Genomic DNA, 18,672 nt, shown 5'->3' with positions numbered 1-18,672 from the left:
GCAGCCCTCAATCGACCGGCTTGATCTTGCCGAGCGGAATGAATCCGAGCGAGGCCTTGCCCTTGACGATCCTGAGCGGCATGGACGGCTCGTTGCCGAGCATGGCCAGGCCGGCAAAACCTTGCTCGATCTCGCTTTTGTGCTCGGGGATCGCACCTGAGAGAATGGCGGCCACCGCCTTCGGATCCTTGAGCTTGATCGTCAGATTGGCGTCGATCAGCCCGTCCGCGTCGACCGAGACCGGTCCGGACACCGTCACGCGCGCCGTTCCGGACGACAGGTCGAGCTTGGCGATGTCGACCGACTGGCCGCGCAGGCTTTTGGGCGGTGCCGCGATCAGCGCGACGCCGTTCTTCAGCGTCGCCTCACCGCCGCCATCGAGCGCCGGCAGCACGCGGCCGCCGATCGCGTCGGCATCGATTTCAAGATCGCTGAAGCTGCCGGTATAGACGACGTCCTGGTCCTTGGGGGCCAGTTGCCCGGCCGCGTTTGCCGCGTAGAACAATTCGGCTGGATCGGAATCGTCAGCCGGGTCGGTCTGGCCTGACAGGCCTTCAGCCTGCAGCGACACGCGCCTGGGCAGCGGCCAGGACAGTTTGACCGTCGCGTTCAGCTTGTCCCAGTCGATCCAAAGCGGCGGCATGCCCGGCGCCGAGGTTCTGAGCGGGCCCCGCACGTCGGCCACCGGCGACAAAGGCTGCGTGATCCCGGCGACCGCGTTGAAGTTGCCCGTGGAGGCGGCGATGTTTTTGCTATCGTCCTGATAGGCCAGGCTGTCGCAGGAAACGGCAAAGCTCAGCGGATAGCCGCTGACGGTAAGGTTGGCGCAGCCGGCGGCGATGCCCTTGGTGCCGAGTTTGGCCACCGCCTGGTCGGTCTCCGTCTTGAGGCGGTCGGCAAGATAGAACCAGCCGGCGCTGTAGAGCGCGAACAGCACGACAATGAATGCGGCAAGCCAGAACAGCCGGCGGCGAGGTTTGCGCGATCGCTCGTCACTTGACGTCATGCTGCGGCTCTCGTTAACCCCTCGTGCGGCGAGCGGGCTGTTAATCTCATGCACAACAAGCGGGGGACAGAAGAAACACCTCACGGTGCGATGTCGTCACTCGAGTGCGATCAGGCTTGGCGATATGGGCGATTTTTGGGTTTTTGGCTATGGGTCGCTGATCTGGCGGCCGGGATTCGCACATGTCGAGACGCGGCGGGCCCGCCTTTACGGCTATCGCCGGTCGCTTTGCGTCTATTCCTTCGTGCATCGCGGCACACGCGAGAGACCGGGCCTGGTGCTGGGTCTCGACCGCGGCGGCTCCTGCATCGGCCTGGCGTTCCGCGTGCCGGGCGATTTGCGGAATGAAGTGCTTTCCTACCTGCGCGAGCGCGAGCTGGTGACCAATGTCTATCTCGAACGCATGCTCGATGTCCGGCTCGACGGGAATAGGGCGGGAGGAGACCGAACGGTCGAGGCGGTCGCCTACATCGTCGACCGCGCGCATGAGCAATATGCCGGCGGACTCGACGCCAGCCATGCCGCGGCAGTCGTTCGCGGCGCCGTCGGCCAGTCGGGCCGGAACGAGGACTATGTGCTCAGCACGCTCGAGCACCTGAAAGCGCTCGGCATTCGCGATCACTGGCTGGAGCAGGTTGGGCGGCAGGTCGCGCCTTCGTGACGGCCTGGCCCGATCAAAAAGCAAAACCATGCCTTTGACCTCGGCGGGACAAGACCTAGCTTAACCGCAATCCATCTCGGCAATCCATCCTTGGGCGGCGTCGAGGCCCCATCCCAGCATCGGAGATCAATCTTGCAGAAACGCCGTCTCGGTCGCACCGACCTTTCCATCGCGCCGCTGGTTCTGGGCGGCAACGTCTTCGGCTGGACCGCCGACGAGAAGACTTCCTTCGACCTGCTCGACCGCTTTGCCGAGGCCGGCTTCAATGCCGTCGACACGTGGGTCCCGGGCAACAAGGGCGGCGAATCCGAGACCATCATCGGCAACTGGATGAAGAGCCGCGGCAACCGCGACAAAATAGTCGTCATCACCAAGGTCGGCTCCGACATGGGCCAGGGCAGGCGGGATCTGTCCGCGGCCTACATCGAGAAAGCCGTCGATGCGTCGCTCAAACGGCTGCAAACCGACGTCATCGACCTCTATCTGTCGCATTGGCCGGACCCGGCCACGCCTTACGAGGAAACGCTCGGCGCCTATCAGCGCCTGCTCGAGAAGGGCAAGATCCGCTATCCGGGCTGTTCCAATCTCGATGCCGGGCAATTCCGCGCGGCCCTCGACGTCGCCAGCCTGCGGAGCCTGCCGCGTTATGAAGTTCTGCAGCCCGAATACAATTTGTACGACCGGTCTTCGCTGGATGGCCCGCTGCTCGATCTCTGCAAGGCGGAGGGTCTCGGCGTCATCACCTATTTCAGCCTCGCCAAGGGGTTCCTGAGCGGCAAATACCGCTCCAAGGCCGATCTCGGTCAGAGCGAGCGCGGTGAAGATGTGGCCGAGTATCTCAACGAGCGCGGCATGCGCATTCTCTCCGCGCTCGATGCCGCCGCCGGGCGCCATTCGGCCAAGCAGGCGGAAGTGGCGCTGGCCTGGATCATAGCGCGACCGGGCGTCACCGCACCAATTGCCAGCGCCACGACGCCCGCCCAGATGGACAGCTTGATCCGTGCTGCATCGCTGAAACTTTCCGCGGACGATATCGGAGCGCTCGACCGGGCCAGCGCCTAAGGCGTGTTGATATTCAGGTGATGCCGGTCTGCAAATGGCGGCCTCCTGCGCTTCCGGCCTTCGCCGGCCGAAGCATCCATGACTTGAGAGTGGTGTGGCAGTTAAGGCTACGGCCGGCGTGGGCCGGTGCTCACGTACTTTAAGTACGCTCCGCTCCGGTTCTCGGATGCCGCCATTTTGGTCGCTTCGCGCCCGTCTTCGACTCCGGCTCGGCCTGACCTGAATCTCAACATACCTTGGTGCAGTCCGCACGATCGTCCAAGACCATGCGGGAGCCCCGCGATAATTCCTTGCCGTATCGCGGCGGGAATTGAGGTTCGGCATGGCCGGAGGAGTTCTGTCTGGAGCGCAGCCCTGGCAGCAATTGCTGGCGCTGGTGTTGGCGGCCACCGTGGTGATGGGCAGTCCGGGTCCGGCGACGATCAGCGTCACGGCCGTCGGCGCAGCCTTCGGCCTGCGGCCCTCGCTGCGCTACACTTGCGGCGTCGTGCTTGGAACGATCGCCGTGCTTCTGGTGGTGGCCGCCGGCATTGTCAGCGTGCTCACTTCGATGCCGGGACTGGCGCCCATGCTGACGATCGCTTCGGCCGCCTATATCCTCTATCTCGCCTTCAGGATCGCGACGGCGCGGCCGTTGACCGAAGGCGGAAACGACGCGGCACATCCCACCTTCCTTGGCGGCTTCATGCTCGCCGTCGCCAATCCGAAGGCCTATGTGGCGATCGGCGCCGTGTTTGCCGGCGCTTCGTCAAAGGTCGATGAGCTGGGGCTTTCGAGCAAGCTGCTGGTGCTCGCCGCGATGATCGTCGCCATCCATGTGCTCTGGCTTGTCGCCGGAACGGTCTTCGCAGGGCTGCTGCGCAATCCGTCGGCGTCGCGGGTCATCAACCTGGTTTTCGCGGCGACGCTGGTGCTGACCACCGCCTTGGCGGCGCTGCCGTGAGTCAGGCCTTAGATCGTGATGGCGTTTCGCTGAATCGCCATCCCGATCTAACTCTTTGCGGAGCATGATCTTTCTCCGAAAACCGGTTCCCACTTTTCGGGATCATGCTTTAGCCTGTGCCGCCGCGCCAAGCTCCGCTAGCCGCTTCACCGCCGTCGGCGGCATGGGCGGCGGGTTCGGCGCGCGCGAGGCTTCGATCAAAAGCTGATCGCAGGCGGCTTCGGTCTCGCCGATCAGCCGCTGCATGAATTCCTCCTTGTCGAGCCCGGGCGGAATCGGCGGCAGGAAGCGGGCCTTGATGGTGCCGGGATAACGCATGAACTTGCGGCGCGGCCAGTAGAGGCCGGCGACATGGGCGACCGGCACCACGGGAACGCCAAGCTGGGTGTAGAGCTCGACGATGCCGTATTTGTAGGACGGCTCGGCGCCCGGCGGGCGGCGTGTGCCCTCGGGATAGATGATGAGCTGGCGGGGATTGCGCGCCATCTCTTGCCTGGTCGCGGCAACGACCGCCTTCAACGCCTTCGAGCGGCTGCCGCGGTCGACCGGGATCATGCGCATCTTCATGATGTACCAGCCGAAGAAGGGGATCCAGGTCAGCTCCCGCTTCAGGATATACAAGGCGTCGTCGAGATAAGGAAAAAAGGCGATCGCATCCCAGAAGGACTGATGCTTGGGAGCCAGGATGAAGGACCCTTCAGGCAGGTTCTCGGCGCCCGTGATCTCGCTCCTGGTGCCGGCGATCTTGTCGTAGAGCCACATCGAGGTGCGCGACCAGAATTTCGGCACGAACCAGGCGCGATGGCGTGGCGACAGGAAATAGAAGGGCGTCCAGAAGATCATCTGGACGACCAGGCTGAGATAGAAGGCAAGGTTGAACGCCAGCGAGCGGATATAAAGCATGCGGGAAGGAGCCCGGTGTGAAAGTGTGCGTTGGTTACACCAAGCGCGGCCAAAAAGGAAACGGCGTGGCGAGCGAACCCCGTCACAATGACCGCGCCAGCCTCTCCCTCAGGCGCGGCGCGGCGAAATCGAGGAAAGCGCGCAGCTTCACCGGCAGCAGGCCCTGGCCGGCATGCACAAGGCTGACCGGCCAGGGCGGCGGCTCGAACGGCTCGAGCACCACGCGAAGCGCGCTGGCGCGCACGGCGGCGTCCGCCTGATAGGAGAGCACCTTGGTCAGGCCGAGACCGGCGATCGCCGCATCGATTGCCGCCTCGGCGGTGTTGACCTGCAGCCGCGAGCGTACCGAAACCGCGGTCTCGCTCTTGCCCGTGCCGAAGCTCCATGTCGCAAGAGCGGCAAGCCCTTCGAAGGTTATGCAGTCTTGGCCGACGAGGTCGCGCGGTTCAAGCGGCACGCCGTGCTCGGCGAGATAGGCCGGGCTTGCGCAGACGATGCGGCGGATCGCGCCGACGCGCGTTGCGACCATGGCCGAATCTGGAAGCTCGCCGATGCGCACGGCGAGATCGATATGCTCCTCGACCAGTTGGGTGATCCGGTCGGACAGCGTCAGGCGGATGTCGACGTCGGGATAGGCGGCGAGGAAGGCGGTGACCACGGGCAGCACGTGCAGGCGGCCGAAGACGACCGGCGCAGTGACGGCCAGCTCGCCGGTCGGGCTCAAATATTCGCCGGCGGCGGCGCGCTCGGCTTCGCTCACCTCATCCAAGATGCGGCGGCAGGCGGCCAGGTAGGATTGGCCGGCATCGGTCAGTGTGAGGCGACGCGTCGAGCGGTTGAGCAGGCGCGTCTTCAAATGCTTTTCCAGCTCGGAGAGCTTGCGGCTGACGGTCGCCAGCGGCATGCCGGCGCGCCGCGCGGCGGCGGAGAGGCTGCCGGCCTCCACCGTAGCGACGAACAGGGACATGGCGTCGAGGCGATCCATTCATTCTTCCGGAAAATGGAAGGACAGATTACGAATATGCCTTCTACCTCCGGATTTCGGAAGGGACTAAATGTCCTGCTACTTGGTTTGAGGAGCGCCGCCATGAATGCCTTCACCAGCGATGTCGCCTTCACGCCTACGGTCAAGGCCATCCAGTCCCGCAAAGGTTCGCGCGGAACCTATGGGCGGGTCGAGGAGCGGGGCGGCTGGCAGGCAACGATCACGCCCGATCTTGCCGCATTCATCGAGGCGCAGACCAGCGTGTTTCTGGCGACGGCCAATGCTGGGGGTCAGCCCTATATCCAGCACCGTGGAGGCCCGGCCGGCTTCCTAAAGGTGCTCGACGAGCAGACGATCGGCTTTGCGGATTTCTCAGGCAACCGGCAGTTCATCACCCAGGGCAATCTTCAAGACAACGCCCAAGCCTTCCTGTTCCTGATCGACTACATGCTTCGGCAGCGCATCAAGATCTGGGGCAGGGCACGGGTGGTCGAAGACGATGCGGCGCTGACGGCAAGGCTGATGCCGGCAAACTACAAGGCGCGGCCGGAGCAGTCGATCCTGTTCACCATCACGGCCTGGGATGCCAATTGCCCGCAGCACATTCCGCAGCGTTTTGAAGCAGCAGACGTGGCCGCGGCGCTTGCCGAACGCGACCGGCGCATCGCCGATCTGGAACGGGAGGTCGCAGGCCTGCGCGACAGCGCGGGGAATGAAGCCTAGTTCTTCGACACAGGGATTTTGAAAGGTTGCAGATGCTCGTTTCGGTGAATCATCGCAAACGTTCGTGATTAGGCGAGGCTTTCCCAACGTCGTCATCCCAGGGCGTAGCGACGCGAAGCGGAGCGAAGACCCAAGGATCCATGCCGTGACCTTAGCCGAAGAACGCAGCGGAGCAGAATTCTGCACCGCAGCGGCACGTCGAAGCCACGGCATGGATCCTATGGTCTGCGCCGCGTCGCTTCGCTCCTTGCTCCGCCATAGGATGACGAAGCGAGGGGCGTTTTCGGCCAATCGCCAAGGCATGCGATCTGCCAATGCAAGCGCTATCCGATTCGCTAAAATTTCTGTGCCGGGAGAAACTAGTTCTTCCTGACTGTGGAAGCTTCGGCGATGGTGACGCCCTCGGCGGTCGGGCGAAGCGGAACGACGCCGCGCGCCAGCGCCAGCACGTATTTGCTGTATTCGGTGAGCAGAACGCGCAGCGCTTCAGGCTTGGTCAGCCAGCTGCCGTTGCCGAGTTTGGTGTTGACCACCGGATAGGGTTCGAGCCGCGCGCCATGCAGCAGCCGGCCCATCTCGAGCAGGCTGCGCGGCATGTGATAATTGTTGGTGACCAGGATGATGCTGCCATAGGCGTGGCTTTCCACCCATTTGGCGCTCTCCTCGGCATTGCCGATCGTGTCGAGCGCGGCGCGGTCGATGTCGACGCAGCAGGAGAACAGCTGCTTGTCGCCGCCCATCGCCACTTGCAGCTGGCGGCGGCTGGCCGAGGGGTGAACGCCGCTGATCAGCAACCGCTCGCCTTTGCCCGACGCCAGCAGATCCATGGCGGCGTCGAGCCGCGACTGGCCGCCGGTGAGCACGATGATGGCATCGGCCTTGGCCGGATTGGCCGGCGTCGTCATGCTGCTGACTTTGTCGGCGAACCATCCGAAGCCGCCGGCGAAAAGCGCCAGCAGGGCAAGCACGAAGAAGGAGCAGATACGAAGCGCAAATCTCAGACGCCCGGACCTTGCAGGCACCGCGCCGCGCGCAAGCGCTGCTGGCATCCGTCCAGCCGTTCCGATCGAATCCCGCGCGTCCATCATCCCCAGGTTAATCCTGAAAACATCCTATGGTTAACTCTGAAATGCGGCCTTTGATAGATAAGGCGGCGCACATTGCGTTACGGCAGCTCCCACTCTGTGATCGTTTTCCTTCCCGAACATAACGGTTTCAGACCGGTGTTCATTTCGTCCCACGGCGATCGCGTCATGATCAGCCCGCATCCGGCTGGCGGATGTCGATATCGCTGAGATAGGCAACGACCGTGGCATGCGAGGTCGCCGCCGTCAGCGCGCCGATCACCAGCACCATCAGGCCGACGCCGAGATAGCCGGTGGAGCCGATGGCGAAATTGCCGAACAGCGCGGTCGCCTGGTCGGCCTCAGGCGTCGCCATGTTGCGCGACGACCACCAGGAAAAGACGATGAAGACCAAAATGGCCGCCGCGCCGCCGGCGGCGGCACCCTTCATGCCGGTGACCAGGAAATGCCAGCGGAATTCGCGCGCGATGAAGCGGGCTTCGGCGCCGACGAAATGCAGCACTTCGATGATGTGGCCGTTGCCCGCCATGGCGCCGCGCGTGGCGAACACCACCGTCAGCACCGTCGCCGACAATATCAGCGCCAGAACGGCAAAGCCGATCGTCACCGTTGTATGCGCCATTGCGACCAGCCGGTCGACCCAGGTGCGGTGATCGTCGAGCGCAGCGCTCGGCAGCTTGGGCGTGATCGCGGCGCGCATGGCGGCGAAGTCGGGCGGACTGGCCTCGTCGATGGTGACGACGATGAGGCGCGGCACCGGCAGTTCGTCGATGTTGAGGCCGGTGCCCAGCCACGGCTCCAAGAGGCGCGCCGTCGCCTCGCGGTCGACGATCTTCGTGCCCTTCACGCCGGGAAACTCGCTGGCGATCTGCGAGGCCTGCGCGAGGGCTGCTTCCATGTCGAGGCCCTCGACCGGCTTGATCTGGATCGTCGCCTCGCGCGAGATCTGGTTCTCCCACACCGAAGCGGTGTCGCGCACCAGCGTCACGGCGCCGAAGGTCAGGCAGGACAGGAAGGTCATGATGGCGATGACCAGCACCAGTGCCCGGCCGGCGATGTTCTGCGCCGGCACGATCGGCGCCATCTTGCGCTGAACGCGCCGCACCGTCGCCGTCGTCTCGACGGCCTCGTCATGCATGTGATCGGCCGGAAGGTCAGTCATAGACGTCCAGCCTTCCGCCGGCGAGAATCATGCGGCGCGCATCGACCTGCTCCATCAGGCCGAGATCGTGGGTGGCGATCACCACGGCGGTGCCTAGTCGATTGAGCTCGATGAATAGCCTCAGCAGCCGGCGCGCCAGCGGCGGATCGACATTGCCGGTAGGCTCGTCGGCAAGCAGGATCTCCGGCTGCTCGATCAGCGCGCGTGCGATCGCGGCGCGCTGCTTCTCGCCGCCGGACAGCACCGGCGGCAGCACGTGCATGCGGTCGCCGAGGCCGACCCATTTCAGGAGCTCGGTGACGTCGGTGCGGTAGCCTGCCTCCTCGCGCCCGCGCACGCGCAAAGGCAGCGCGACGTTCTCATAGGTAGTCATGTGGTCGAGCAGGCGGAAATCCTGGAACACCACGCCGATACGGCGACGCAATAGCGGCAGCTCGCCGCGCGAGATGCGCGAGCGGTCCTTGCCGAAAATGGTGATCAGCCCACGCGTCGGCTTCAGCGACATGAAGAGCAGCCGCAGCAAGGTGGTCTTGCCTGCGCCGGAGGGGCCGCTCAGGAACTGAAAGGAGCGCTCCGGAATGTGCAAGGAGATGTCGCGGAGGATCTCCGGACCCATGCCATAGCGGAGGCCGACATTTTCGAAGCGGATCACGTTCGGCGACCTGAAACCTTGGGCGGCGTTCTGCCAGCCTGTTCTGTGCCAAGACCATCGGCCGGCATGGTTAATGGTCGGTTAATTTCGGCTCGTTTTCGACGTTTCACAGCGGTTCCGGTGGGGAAGCGTTAACCATTTGCGTTTACCCAAAACAAACGAAGATTGCACTGGGGCCGTAATGGCTGAGGATAGAACCGCGCGCCCTGTTTCCGGCGAAATCATGACCGGCCGGGCGGCGAATGCCGCGCCGGAGCGCGTCGTGCTCGATGTCCCGCCCGACATCGTCGACGCCGACTATGTGGTGCTGCCGCGTTTCGCAACTCGTCCGGAACCGATCGCGCCGCCGCCGCCAACGCCCTCGACGCCCTCCATCGAAGGCATGGGCATGCTGCGCAAACCGGAGGCCGCGCCCGCGCGCCCGGCTTCGCGCGGCGGTCCGGTCTTCTGGACCGCCGGAGTGGGCGCGGCGCTCGTCGCTTTCTGGGTCTCGGGCGGGCACGCGCTGGTGCGTCAGAGCCCTTTCTGGGCGGCTGCGCAGCCGGCAAGCGCGCTCAGCATTTCCGGCGTGACGTCGCGAATCGATGCCTCGGGATTGAAGCCCGTTCTTTTCGTCGACGGCGAGGCCGCCAATGACGGCGCAAGATCGGAGTCGCTGCCGCCAATCGAGATACGCGTCACAGACAAAGCCAGCAACGTCATCCGCTACAGGCTGGGGACATCCAACCGCCCGCTGGCACCCGGCGAAAGATTCGGCTTTTCCAGCCGGCTCGATGTGCCTAGAAACGGTGTAAAAACCGTCTCTGTAATCTTCGCCGGCTAGGCGATCTCTCAAGAAAGGCAATCGATGCCAGTTGTGCGCGGCAAGGACATCGAGGTCCTGTTTTCGGCGTCGGCGATCGCCCGCCGCAATCTCGAGCTCGCCAAGGAGATCGCCGGGCGCGACTACCACGACCTTCTGGTGATTTCGATCCTGAAGGGCTCGTTCGTCTTCGCCGCCGATCTGATCCGCGCCATGCACGATGTCGGCCTGTCGCCCGAGGTGGAATTCATCTTCATCTCCAGCTATGGCGCCGGTACCACCAGCGGCGAGGTCAAGGTGCTGCGCGACATCGACAATGAGGTTGCCGGCCGCGACGTGCTGCTGATCGACGACATACTGGAATCCGGCAAGACGCTTTCCTTCACCCGCGACCTCATGCTGTCGCGCGGCGCCAGGAGTTGCGCCATCGCGGTGCTGCTCGACAAGCGCATGCGGCGCCAGACCACGCTCAACGCCGATTATGTCGGCTTCGACTGTCCCGACTATTTCGTCGTCGGCTACGGCATGGATGTCGCGCATGCTTTTCGCGAGTTGCCGTTTGTCGGCGTCGTGAAGGGCGATGCGTAGGGCGGCGCTGACAACGTTTCGCCGACCTTTCGAATTTTCAGAAAAAGTCAACGTTTCCCAGCCATGTATTTCGGCATGGCAAAACTTCTGATCGTCGAGGACGATGAGTCCGTCCGTACCCTCGCCGCCCGCGCGCTGGAGCGCGATGGGCACAACGTAGCCATTGCCGCCGACGGCGCGCAGGGCCTGGCGCTGATCCGGCAGGCGCATGGCGGCTACGATCTCGTGGTGTCCGACATCCGCATGCCGGAGATGGATGGCATCGAGATGGCGACGGCGGCAGCAAAACAGTTCCCGGCGATGAAGATCATGCTGATGACCGGCTATGCCGACCAGCGCGAGCGCGCCGAGGAACTGAACGGCATCATCCTCGACGTCGTGCAGAAGCCGTTCACGCTGGCCGAAATCCGCGCCCGCGTCGGTCGGGCGCTTAGCTGCTTCGCTTGACCGTTTAGACAGCATCGCCGGTCGCGGCGACCGTCGGTGCCGCACTGCGCCGGCGTTCACCGTTGAGCGCAACCAGGCCGGCGCCGATAATGAGCGCCGCGCCCAGCACCGTCGTTTCGCGCGGCACCTCGGCGAAAAACAGGAAACCCCAGAGCGGCGACCAAAGGATGCCGGTATATTCGAAGGTGGCGACGCGGTTCGCGGGCGCCATCCGGTAGGCCTGCGACAGCAAAATCATGCCGGCGGAAGCGACGAAGCCGCAGGCGGCCATCTTCAGGAAGTCCGGCAGCGCCGGCCACACCCATGGCCGCACCAGGAAGTCGAGGCTCGGATGGCCCGCGTGGGTGATGCCGGCAAGATGAAATATCGTGGCGACCGCCACAGCGCCGGTGAGATAGGCACCGTTCTGGTAGAAGGCCATGACGGTGGAGGATTCGGTGTCGCCGATCCGGCGCGCCATCAGCTGCGAGAAGCCGTAAAGAAACGCCGAGCCGAGCGACAGGAGTGCTGCCCAGTCGAACAATCCGGCGCCCGGACGCAGCATCACGACCACCCCGACCAGGCCGATCAGCACCGTCGTCAGCGTCCGCCAGGAGACGTGCTCACCGAGATAAGGCCCGGCAAGCGCCATGATGAAGAGTGGCGCCATGAAATAAAGCGCTATGGCGTCGGCCAGCGATAGGGCGGCGATCGCCAAATAGTAGACGGTGTAGGAGCTGAATTGGATGAAGGCGCGCAGCGTCAGCATGCCTGCTCGCTTCGACAACAAAGCCTTCAGACCGACGTCGGCCTGGACGATAACGATAAGGATCGGCAACGCGACGATGGCGCGGATCGCTATCACTTCCGTCACCGGATAGCCGCCTGAAACCGCCTTCACCAGCGGGTCCTGCAACGAAAAAACGAGAACACCCAGGCAGAGGCTCAGAATGCCAAGCGCCGTCCGGTTCTGCATGGTCGATCCAGCGAAAAAGAGCCCGCCACCGTTTCGGGCAGCGGGCACGAGTGAGGACTCTTCGAATTGGTCCGCGGCCGAATCTCGCGGCCGCATATCCAATGGGTAGAGCAACTATCCTGCGGCGTTTGACATGTTGCAAACGAATTGGAATGATACCAGCAATCAAAATTTCTTATGGCGACTTCGATGAAGCCCACCCTCGACAGCGACCTCCTGCGCACCTTCGTGGCGGTGGCCGAGACGGGCAATTTCACCAAGGCCGCCGAAAGGGCCGGACGCACCCAGTCGGCGGTATCCATGCAGATGAAGAAGCTGGAGGACATGGTCGGCGACAGCCTGTTCGAGCGCGGCTCGCGCGGGGTGGCGTTGACACGGCGCGGCGGCGAACTCATCGGCAACGCCCGCCGGATCGTGTCGCTGCTCGACGAGACGGCGGCTTCGCTGGTGGCGCCACCGCTCGGCGGGCTGGTGCGCATCGGGATCCCTGCCGAATACGGCCGTTCGATCTTGTCGCGGGCGCTCGGCGAATTCGCCAAACGCCACCCGCGCGTGGAGGTTACGGTGCGCTATGCCCACTCGGCCTCGCAGGTGAGGGCGCTGGCGGCGGGGGAGCTCGACCTCGCCGTGGTGTTCGAGTGGGAAGGCTTTTCCGGCGGCGAGGTGCTGATGCACGATCCGACGGTGTGGGTGACATCGACGCTGCACCACATGCATGAGGAGCGGCCGGTGCCGATCGCGCTCTACAGCCGCGACGGCTGGTGCCGCGACTTCGCGATCAAGTCGCTGCAGCAACGCGACCTCGATTACCGCGTTGCCTATACCAGCGACACCAATGGCGGCCTGGCGCTGGCGGTCACTTCCGGTCTCGCGATCGCGCCGATCTCGCGCAGCAACATCCCGCCGGATTGCCGCGAGCTGACGGCGGCCGACGGCTTCGGAGACATCGATTCCTCCAATGTGGTGCTGCACCGCAATCCGCAGGCGGCCGGCGAAGCGATCGACGGCATGGAGGACGCGATCCGCGAGGCTTTCATGCTGACCAGGCAGGCGCAAGCGACAGCCGATCTTTGATTGACTGAAACCGCCCGGCTCGCCCGGAACTTCGACAAAGTGGCCTGACGGCTACTTCAGCTCGAGCAGCCGTTCGAGGTAGCTGCGCTCGATGTCCGGGCTCAGCGCGTTGCCGAGCCGCTTGCGGATCGCTTCGAGGATCTGGCGGGCGCGCTGCACATCGATCTCGTCCGGCACCTTGACCGAATTGCCGTCGTCGGGACCCTTGGTGGCGCGCGGCCGGCCGAGCGGATCGCGGTCGGCATCCTGCTGACGCCCGCCCTGCTCGCTGCCGCCCTGGTCGCCTTGCATGGCCTGCATCTGCTTCATCATGTCCTTGGCGCCGCGGCGCAGGGCCTCCAGCGCCCGGCCCTGATGGCCGACCGCCTGGTCGCCTTCGCCTTCGCCAAGCGCATGCTCGGCATCGCCCATGGATTTGCCGGCCTCGCCGAAGCCCTCATTCGGCTGCATGCCCATGCCTTCGAGGCCCTTCTTCAGCTTGTCGAGCTCGCTCTGCAACTGGCCCTGGCCCTCCTGCAGCTGCTTCAGCGCGTCGGAGAATTCCTGCTGCGTCATCGGCTTCTGCCGGCCAAGCGGGTCGCGGTCGTCGCCGGGGCCTGGCTTCTGCCCTTCCTGCGACTGGCCCTGCTCGCCATCCTCACCCATCTGCTGGTCGCCGTTCTGGCCGCGCTGGCCACGCTGCATCTGGTCGAGGCGGAAGGTGTCGTTCATCATCTCCTGCTGGCGGCGCATGATCTCGCCCAGCTTGTCCATCTGCTGGCGCATCTCGCTGTCCTGCTCGCCGCCCTGCTGCTGGCGGCCGGCCTGCAGGTTGTTCATCATGTCCTGCAGCTCCGACAGGAGCTGCTGGGCCCGGTCGCGGTCACCGGATTTGGCGAGGTTCTCTATCTCGTCCATCATCCGGTTGATGTCGCTCTGGCGCAGTTCCCGGCCGTTCTGCTGCATCTGCGGCGCGTTCGGGTTCTGCTGCGCGCGCTGGGCGAATTCCTGCAGGAACTGGTTCATCGCCTCGCGCAGTTCCTTCATCGCCTTCTCGAGCTCTTCATCGCTGGCGCCGTTCTTGATGGCGTCCTGCAGCGCCTGCTGCGCCTGGCGCAAGCGCCGCTCGGCGGCCGACAGATTGCCTTCCTCGATGCCGAGCGCGATCTCCCACAGATAGCCCACCTCGTTGCGCAACTGGTCGTCGGTCCCGGAGAGTTTCAGCCGGCTCCTCGCGCTCATGATCGCGAGATAATGCGACATGTTGTCGAAGGTATCCTCGGGGCGCAGCGTGATCGCGTCCATCAGATCGAGCACGCGCGGCTTGGCGTTGGTGTCGAGCGCCAGCAGCCGGCGCTGCTCGATCACGGCGCGGGCCAGCGGATTGGCGAAGGGCCGCTCCGGCATCACCAAAGTCCTGGTTTCGCTGGTGGCGGTGTGGCCGGCATCGTCGGTGGCGATGAGCTTCAGCTTGATGGTGCTGCCGGCCCAGACATGCTCGGTCAGGTCCTTGGTCGTCTTGGCCGTGTTCGCCTTGCCGCCGCGACGCGGCAGGGTCAGGGGCATGTCGGGCGGGCCATAGAGCGGATGCGCATTGGCCGGCGGCGGATCCGACAGCTCGAAGGCAGCCTTGGCGGAGGCCGCGCCATAATCGTCGTCGATCTGGTAGTTGAGCTCGATGGCGCCGTTGACGGCGCGCTTCGGCTCACCGACGAAACGGATCGTCGGCGGCTTGTCCGGAATGATGGCGAAGGCCCAGCGGCCGAGGTCGTCCTCGCCGGACTTGAGCGTCAGCGTGCCATTGGTGCTCAGCTTGCCGGAGAACTGGCGCACCTTGGGTCCGGGCTGGGCGGCGGCTGGGGCGACACCCTTCGGCGCGGCCGGCTCGATGGCGCGGTCATTGCCGTTCGTGTCGGCATAGCTCAACGTTTCCTCGCCCGAGCCGCCGGTGACGCGCAGCGAGACGTCGCTGCCCTGCGGGATGCTGAAGGTCTGCGCGGCCTGCTTGACGTCGGCGGTCAAAAACAGCGGCGGCTTGCCGGTATAGGCGGGCGGCGTCACCCAGGCATCGATGCGCGGCGGCACGGTATCGCGCGCGGCGCTGGCGACGAAGCCGTCGCCGATCCTGCCGCCGAAAGGACCGAACGAGAAGGCAAAGGCGGTGACGAACAGCAGCCCAACCAGAGCCCGCAGGCCCCAGCGGTCGTAATCCGGCACGCTTGTGCGCGGCCTGTCGGCGCCGAGACTGGAGAGCCGCTCGGCCATGCGCTTCTGGTGCTCGCGCCACAGAGCCTGAGAGAAAAGGCTCTCCGCGCCGCTCGGCCTGTCGGTCTGCACCTGTACGGGGCTGTGCAGCAGCTCGTTCGCGGCCTCGATGCGCCGGTCGACCTCGGCAGTGGAAGGAAGGCGGAAGAAGCGCAGCGGATAGAGCGCCGCCAGCGCCAAGATGGAGAATAGGATCACCAGGCCGATCCGCGCCGGATCCGGCAAACGCTGGAACAGGGCGAACCACGAGACGCTGAGGAACAGGCCGGCGACCACTGCCAGCGGCAGCAGCAACGGCCAGCCACGCTCGAAGATCATCGAGGCCCGCGTCGCCAGCCGACTGAGCGCCAGACGCCCGGCCAGACCGCGTTCGCTGGAAATGGGTCGTTCCGTCATCGGCCCTTCCTGCCCGGGCAGGACAGCCCGAGCCTCATGAGCAAAAGAATAACAGCAAACACGGCAAAGGCGAGGCGGGTTCCAAAATCGTGAAGAGCTTCGCCCAGATTATCGTTAGAAATTCGCGGGATTTGTGTTGGAACCGCAGACCAGGACGGCCACGCGCTCGCCAGGTGCCGGCGCGTAGCGGCCGGAAAGCATCGCGGCGAAGGCAGCGGCCCCGCCGGGCTCGGCGATGATTCGCGCGCGGTCCCAGAGCGCTCTCTGGGCGGCCACGATGTCGTCGTCGCTGACCAGGATCGAGCGCTCGACGAAGGCTTCCGCAATCGGGAACATCATCTCGCCGACGCGCTTCGGCGCCAGCGAATCGGCGGCGATGCCTTCCGCCGGCGCATCGACCGGCTTGCCGGCCTCGAAGGCGCGGTAGAGCGTCGGCGCGCCTTCGGGCTCGATGGCGACGATGCGGATGCGGCCAGCGAACCAGGCGGCGATGCCGCCGATCAAGCCGCCGCCGCCGACGGCGACCAGAAGTGTGTCGATCTCGGGCAGGTCGGCCTCGATCTCGAGGCCGAGCGTGCCCTGGCCGATAAGCGTCTCCTCCTGGTTGAAGGCATGGATCTGCAAGGCGCCGGTCCTGGCGGCAAAATCCTCGCTGGCGGCCAGCGCCTCGGCGTAGCGCGCGCCGCCGACGACCAGCTCGGCGCCATAGCCGCGGATGCGTTCGAGCTTGGCCGGCGGGCTGACCTCGGGCACGAAGATCGTCGCTTTGTGCCCGAGCTTCATGGCGGCGTAGGCGACGGCGGCACCATGATTGCCGCCGGAAGCGGCAACGACGCCTGCTTCCGGCACCTGCCGCTCGAGCAGGTTGGTGAAGGCGCCGCGCGCCTTGAACGAGCCGGAATGCTGCAGGCATTCGAGCTTCAGGTCGACCGGGAAGGCAGGCCGGCCGAAGTCGGCCATGTCGACGCGCATCACCGGCGTGTGGCGGACGTATGGGCGTATGCGCGGCTCCACGGCGGCGATGCGTTCGCGCGTGATCGTCCTGCTGTTCAACATGCCTTGCTCCCTGGGATTGACATCAATTAGTAACTTAGCAAAATGGCTAAATGCAAGAGGTCGAAATCTTCAAGGCGATTGCCAGTGAGCGCAGGCTGCAGATCCTCGATTGGCTGAAGGATCCGCGCGCGCATTTCCCGCGCCAGGCCGATGGCGATCTGGTCGAGGACGGCGTCTGCGCGCTGCTGATCGCCGAAAAGCTCGGCATCACCCAGGCGACGCTCAGCGAACATATGCGCGTCTTGACCCAGGCGGGCCTGCTCAGCGCCAAGCGCACCAAGCAATGGATATTCTATCGCCGCGACGAGGACAGGATCGCCGAAGCCAAGGCGCTCATCCAGCAGAAGATTTAGGCGTCACTCCAGCCAATCGGGCAGCGAGTCCAGTCCGATCAGCTCCTCATAGGTCTGGCGCTGCCGTACGACATGGAAGCGGTCGCCGTCGACCAGCACTTCGGGCACCAGGAGCCTGGTGTTGTAGGTGCCGGCCTGCACCGCGCCATAGGCGCCGGCGGTGGCGACGGCGATGAGGTCGCCGGCCTTCAGCCTGGGCATGTCGCGGTCGAGGCCGATGAAGTCGCCGGTCTCGCAGACCGGGCCGACAATATCGACCTTCATGCGCGGCGTGACAGCCGGCGGCTGCACCACCGGCTTGATATCGTGGAAGGCGTCGTAGAGCGTCGGCCGGATCAGGTCGTTCATGGCGGCGTCGACGACGAGGAAGTTCTTGGCGTCGCCTTCCTTCACATAGATCACTTCCGACACGAGGATGCCGGCATTGCCGACGATCAGCCGGCCAGGCTCGAACATCACCTTCAGGCCGAGCTTGTTGACGTGCTTGCGGACGATCTCGGCATAGGCGTCAGGCAGCGGCGGCGGGTTGTTGTCGACGCGGTACGGGATCCCGAGGCCGCCGCCGAGGTCGATATGCTCGATGGCGTGGCCATCGGCGCGCAGCACGCCGACCAACTCAACCAGCAGCGCGAAGGCGTCGTCGAAAGGCTGCAGCTCGGTGATCTGGCTGCCGATATGGGTGTCGATGCCGGTCACCTTGATGCCGGGGAGCTCTGCCGCGCGGGCATAGACCTGGCGCGCCCGCTGCCATGGAATGCCGAACTTGTTCTCGGCCTTGCCGGTCGAGATCTTCTTGTGGGTCTTGGCATCGACGTCCGGATTGATGCGCAGCGAGATCGGCGCCACCTTGCCGAGGGCGGTCGCGCGCGCCGAAAGCAATTCCAGCTCAGGCTCGGATTCGACGTTGAAGCACAGGATGCCGGCCGCGAGCGCGAAATCCATCTCGCGCGCGGTCTTGCCGACGCCCGAAAACAGGATCCTGCCGGCCGGGATGCCGGCGGCCAAAGCGCGGCGCAATTCGCCTTCCGACACCACGTCGGCACCGGCGCCTTGCCTGGCAAGCGTCTTCAGCACGGCCTGGTTGGAATTGGCCTTCATGGCGTAGCAGACCAGCGCGTCGAGGCCGGCAAAAGCTTGCTTGAAGACGCGGAAATGCCTGGTCAGCGTCGCCGTCGAATAGCAGTAGAAAGGCGTGCCGACCTGCTTTGCGATGTCGGGGATCGCGACGTCCTCGGCGTGAAGCACGCCGTCGCGGTAATCGAAATGGTTCACGGGAAATGGTCCGAAAGTTGGAGCACGATGAGATCGGGCGATCTCATCGGCTCTAGAGCAAGGGGTCGAGAATGAACTTCTTGTCCTTGACCGGTTTCTCCGGCTCGGGCGGCAGCGGCTGCTTCGCCTTCTCCGCGTCCTTGCGCGCCTGGACGGCAGCCTCGTAGGGCGTATCGAGGCCGGCCCTCCTGCCGCAGGCCGTGACGGTGACAACCGCCGCCAGCAGCACGAGCGTCACCAAAATCCTGCCTCGGGTCATCGATCCATCCGTTCGAAACTGTTTTCTTGTGCCGCCGCTTTTAG

General features: G+C 64.8%; 20 protein-coding genes. 9 read left to right on the top strand and 11 right to left on the bottom strand.

All coding sequences use genetic code 11. The features are described 5' to 3' along the window. Nucleotides 1-7: 7 nt before the first annotated feature. Complete coding sequence (locus ABID26_RS26445; RefSeq protein WP_292300964.1) at nucleotides 8-1,006, bottom strand: DUF2125 domain-containing protein; 999 nt, start codon at nucleotides 1,004-1,006, stop codon at nucleotides 8-10. Nucleotides 1,007-1,130: 124 nt separating this feature from the next. Here ABID26_RS26445 and ABID26_RS26440 point away from each other — a divergent pair, with 124 nt between their 5' ends. The 3 genes from ABID26_RS26440 to ABID26_RS26430 all read left to right on the top strand — a co-directional run bounded on the left by ABID26_RS26440 (nucleotide 1,131) and on the right by ABID26_RS26430 (nucleotide 3,672). Next, nucleotides 1,131-1,667, top strand: coding sequence for a gamma-glutamylcyclotransferase (locus tag ABID26_RS26440; RefSeq protein WP_126097665.1), 537 nt, complete (start codon nucleotides 1,131-1,133; stop codon nucleotides 1,665-1,667). 132 nt (nucleotides 1,668-1,799) lie between these two features. Next, on the top strand, nucleotides 1,800-2,729 hold the full coding sequence (locus ABID26_RS26435; RefSeq protein WP_354417011.1) for an aldo/keto reductase: 930 nt from the start codon (nucleotides 1,800-1,802) through the stop codon (nucleotides 2,727-2,729). A gap of 322 nt (nucleotides 2,730-3,051) precedes the next feature. Further along, the gene (locus ABID26_RS26430; protein WP_126097667.1) at nucleotides 3,052-3,672 is read left to right on the top strand and encodes a LysE family translocator; all 621 of its coding nucleotides are present in this window, start codon (nucleotides 3,052-3,054) and stop codon (nucleotides 3,670-3,672) included. Between the two features lie 102 nt (nucleotides 3,673-3,774). On the opposite strand, the gene ABID26_RS26425 is transcribed toward ABID26_RS26430, so the two are convergent. Then, complete coding sequence (locus ABID26_RS26425) at nucleotides 3,775-4,575, bottom strand: lysophospholipid acyltransferase family protein (RefSeq protein ID WP_126097668.1); 801 nt, start codon at nucleotides 4,573-4,575, stop codon at nucleotides 3,775-3,777. Between the two features lie 82 nt (nucleotides 4,576-4,657). Further along, on the bottom strand, nucleotides 4,658-5,560 hold the full coding sequence (locus ABID26_RS26420; protein WP_292340851.1) for a LysR family transcriptional regulator: 903 nt from the start codon (nucleotides 5,558-5,560) through the stop codon (nucleotides 4,658-4,660). Nucleotides 5,561-5,662: 102 nt separating this feature from the next. Between ABID26_RS26420 and ABID26_RS26415 the strand changes: the two genes are divergently transcribed. Then, nucleotides 5,663-6,283: a pyridoxamine 5'-phosphate oxidase family protein gene (locus tag ABID26_RS26415; protein WP_292300960.1), complete on the top strand. Its 621-nt coding sequence runs from the start codon at nucleotides 5,663-5,665 to the stop codon at nucleotides 6,281-6,283. 359 nt (nucleotides 6,284-6,642) lie between these two features. Here ABID26_RS26415 and ABID26_RS26410 read toward each other — a convergent pair whose 3' ends face one another. From ABID26_RS26410 to ftsE, 3 genes are all read right to left on the bottom strand, one after another. Next, a complete protein-coding gene (locus ABID26_RS26410; RefSeq protein ID WP_292300958.1) occupies nucleotides 6,643-7,332 on the bottom strand; it encodes a YdcF family protein in 690 nt (229 codons plus the stop codon). Nucleotides 7,333-7,540: 208 nt separating this feature from the next. Beyond that, complete coding sequence (locus ABID26_RS26405) at nucleotides 7,541-8,530, bottom strand: cell division protein FtsX (RefSeq protein WP_292300956.1); 990 nt, start codon at nucleotides 8,528-8,530, stop codon at nucleotides 7,541-7,543. After that, nucleotides 8,523-9,182: a cell division ATP-binding protein FtsE gene (gene ftsE, locus ABID26_RS26400; RefSeq protein ID WP_126091697.1), complete on the bottom strand. Its 660-nt coding sequence runs from the start codon at nucleotides 9,180-9,182 to the stop codon at nucleotides 8,523-8,525. The genes ABID26_RS26405 and ftsE overlap by 8 nt, the downstream gene beginning before the upstream one ends. A gap of 181 nt (nucleotides 9,183-9,363) precedes the next feature. On the opposite strand from ftsE, the gene ABID26_RS26395 reads away from it, so the two are divergent. From ABID26_RS26395 to ABID26_RS26385, 3 genes are all read left to right on the top strand, one after another. Further along, nucleotides 9,364-10,005 (top strand): hypothetical protein, encoded by a 642-nt coding sequence (locus ABID26_RS26395; RefSeq protein ID WP_292300954.1) that lies wholly within the window; start codon nucleotides 9,364-9,366, stop codon nucleotides 10,003-10,005. A 24-nt stretch (nucleotides 10,006-10,029) separates the two neighbouring features. Further along, nucleotides 10,030-10,572, top strand: coding sequence for a hypoxanthine phosphoribosyltransferase (hpt, locus tag ABID26_RS26390; RefSeq protein WP_059187960.1), 543 nt, complete (start codon nucleotides 10,030-10,032; stop codon nucleotides 10,570-10,572). 75 nt (nucleotides 10,573-10,647) lie between these two features. After that, nucleotides 10,648-11,019: a response regulator gene (locus tag ABID26_RS26385; protein ID WP_292300951.1), complete on the top strand. Its 372-nt coding sequence runs from the start codon at nucleotides 10,648-10,650 to the stop codon at nucleotides 11,017-11,019. A 4-nt stretch (nucleotides 11,020-11,023) separates the two neighbouring features. Here the strand turns inward: ABID26_RS26385 and ABID26_RS26380 are convergent, their stop codons facing one another. Continuing rightward, entirely contained in the window at nucleotides 11,024-11,974 is a 951-nt protein-coding gene (locus ABID26_RS26380; protein ID WP_292300949.1) for a DMT family transporter, read from the bottom strand. A gap of 189 nt (nucleotides 11,975-12,163) precedes the next feature. Between ABID26_RS26380 and ABID26_RS26375 the strand changes: the two genes are divergently transcribed. Continuing rightward, nucleotides 12,164-13,048, top strand: coding sequence for a LysR substrate-binding domain-containing protein (locus tag ABID26_RS26375; protein ID WP_292300947.1), 885 nt, complete (start codon nucleotides 12,164-12,166; stop codon nucleotides 13,046-13,048). Between the two features lie 51 nt (nucleotides 13,049-13,099). Here the strand turns inward: ABID26_RS26375 and ABID26_RS26370 are convergent, their stop codons facing one another. Both ABID26_RS26370 and ABID26_RS26365 read right to left on the bottom strand, forming a co-directional pair. Continuing rightward, entirely contained in the window at nucleotides 13,100-15,688 is a 2,589-nt protein-coding gene (locus ABID26_RS26370) for a TIGR02302 family protein (RefSeq protein ID WP_292300945.1), read from the bottom strand. A 114-nt stretch (nucleotides 15,689-15,802) separates the two neighbouring features. Continuing rightward, a complete protein-coding gene (locus ABID26_RS26365; protein ID WP_292300943.1) occupies nucleotides 15,803-16,744 on the bottom strand; it encodes a threonine/serine dehydratase in 942 nt (313 codons plus the stop codon). A 50-nt stretch (nucleotides 16,745-16,794) separates the two neighbouring features. Between ABID26_RS26365 and ABID26_RS26360 the strand changes: the two genes are divergently transcribed. Next, a complete protein-coding gene (locus tag ABID26_RS26360) occupies nucleotides 16,795-17,097 on the top strand; it encodes an ArsR/SmtB family transcription factor (RefSeq protein WP_292300941.1) in 303 nt (100 codons plus the stop codon). 3 nt (nucleotides 17,098-17,100) lie between these two features. Here the strand turns inward: ABID26_RS26360 and lysA are convergent, their stop codons facing one another. After that, a complete protein-coding gene (lysA, locus tag ABID26_RS26355) occupies nucleotides 17,101-18,369 on the bottom strand; it encodes a diaminopimelate decarboxylase (RefSeq protein WP_292300939.1) in 1,269 nt (422 codons plus the stop codon). A gap of 52 nt (nucleotides 18,370-18,421) precedes the next feature. Further along, the gene (locus tag ABID26_RS26350; protein ID WP_292300938.1) at nucleotides 18,422-18,628 is read right to left on the bottom strand and encodes a hypothetical protein; all 207 of its coding nucleotides are present in this window, start codon (nucleotides 18,626-18,628) and stop codon (nucleotides 18,422-18,424) included. Nucleotides 18,629-18,672 lie beyond the last annotated feature (44 nt).

Origin of the sequence: Mesorhizobium shonense (assembly GCF_040545255.1) — a bacterium.
In the GTDB taxonomy this organism is placed as follows: Bacteria; Pseudomonadota; Alphaproteobacteria; order Rhizobiales; family Rhizobiaceae; genus Mesorhizobium; species Mesorhizobium shonense.
This window is presented reverse-complemented; position numbering and strand designations above follow the sequence as displayed.

Excerpts from the sequence above, each read along its gene's own strand:
- ABID26_RS26410 (WP_292300958.1), bottom strand. The coding sequence starts at position 7,332 with ATGCCAGCAGCGCTTGCGCGCGGCGCGGTGCCTGCAAGGTCCGGGCGT.
- ABID26_RS26385 (WP_292300951.1), top strand. The coding sequence starts at position 10,648 with ATGGCAAAACTTCTGATCGTCGAGGACGATGAGTCCGTCCGTACCCTC.
- ABID26_RS26360 (WP_292300941.1), top strand. The coding sequence starts at position 16,795 with ATGCAAGAGGTCGAAATCTTCAAGGCGATTGCCAGTGAGCGCAGGCTG.
- ABID26_RS26440 (WP_126097665.1), top strand. The coding sequence starts at position 1,131 with ATGGGCGATTTTTGGGTTTTTGGCTATGGGTCGCTGATCTGGCGGCCG.
- hpt (WP_059187960.1), top strand. The coding sequence starts at position 10,030 with ATGCCAGTTGTGCGCGGCAAGGACATCGAGGTCCTGTTTTCGGCGTCG.
- ABID26_RS26365 (WP_292300943.1), bottom strand. The coding sequence starts at position 16,744 with ATGTTGAACAGCAGGACGATCACGCGCGAACGCATCGCCGCCGTGGAG.
- ABID26_RS26350 (WP_292300938.1), bottom strand. The coding sequence starts at position 18,628 with ATGACCCGAGGCAGGATTTTGGTGACGCTCGTGCTGCTGGCGGCGGTT.
- ABID26_RS26380 (WP_292300949.1), bottom strand. The coding sequence starts at position 11,974 with ATGCAGAACCGGACGGCGCTTGGCATTCTGAGCCTCTGCCTGGGTGTT.
- ABID26_RS26415 (WP_292300960.1), top strand. The coding sequence starts at position 5,663 with ATGAATGCCTTCACCAGCGATGTCGCCTTCACGCCTACGGTCAAGGCC.
- ABID26_RS26405 (WP_292300956.1), bottom strand. The coding sequence starts at position 8,530 with ATGACTGACCTTCCGGCCGATCACATGCATGACGAGGCCGTCGAGACG.
- ABID26_RS26420 (WP_292340851.1), bottom strand. The coding sequence starts at position 5,560 with ATGGATCGCCTCGACGCCATGTCCCTGTTCGTCGCTACGGTGGAGGCC.
- ABID26_RS26430 (WP_126097667.1), top strand. The coding sequence starts at position 3,052 with ATGGCCGGAGGAGTTCTGTCTGGAGCGCAGCCCTGGCAGCAATTGCTG.
- ABID26_RS26370 (WP_292300945.1), bottom strand. The coding sequence starts at position 15,688 with ATGACGGAACGACCCATTTCCAGCGAACGCGGTCTGGCCGGGCGTCTG.
- ABID26_RS26395 (WP_292300954.1), top strand. The coding sequence starts at position 9,364 with ATGGCTGAGGATAGAACCGCGCGCCCTGTTTCCGGCGAAATCATGACC.
- ABID26_RS26445 (WP_292300964.1), bottom strand. The coding sequence starts at position 1,006 with ATGACGTCAAGTGACGAGCGATCGCGCAAACCTCGCCGCCGGCTGTTC.
- ABID26_RS26375 (WP_292300947.1), top strand. The coding sequence starts at position 12,164 with ATGAAGCCCACCCTCGACAGCGACCTCCTGCGCACCTTCGTGGCGGTG.
- ABID26_RS26425 (WP_126097668.1), bottom strand. The coding sequence starts at position 4,575 with ATGCTTTATATCCGCTCGCTGGCGTTCAACCTTGCCTTCTATCTCAGC.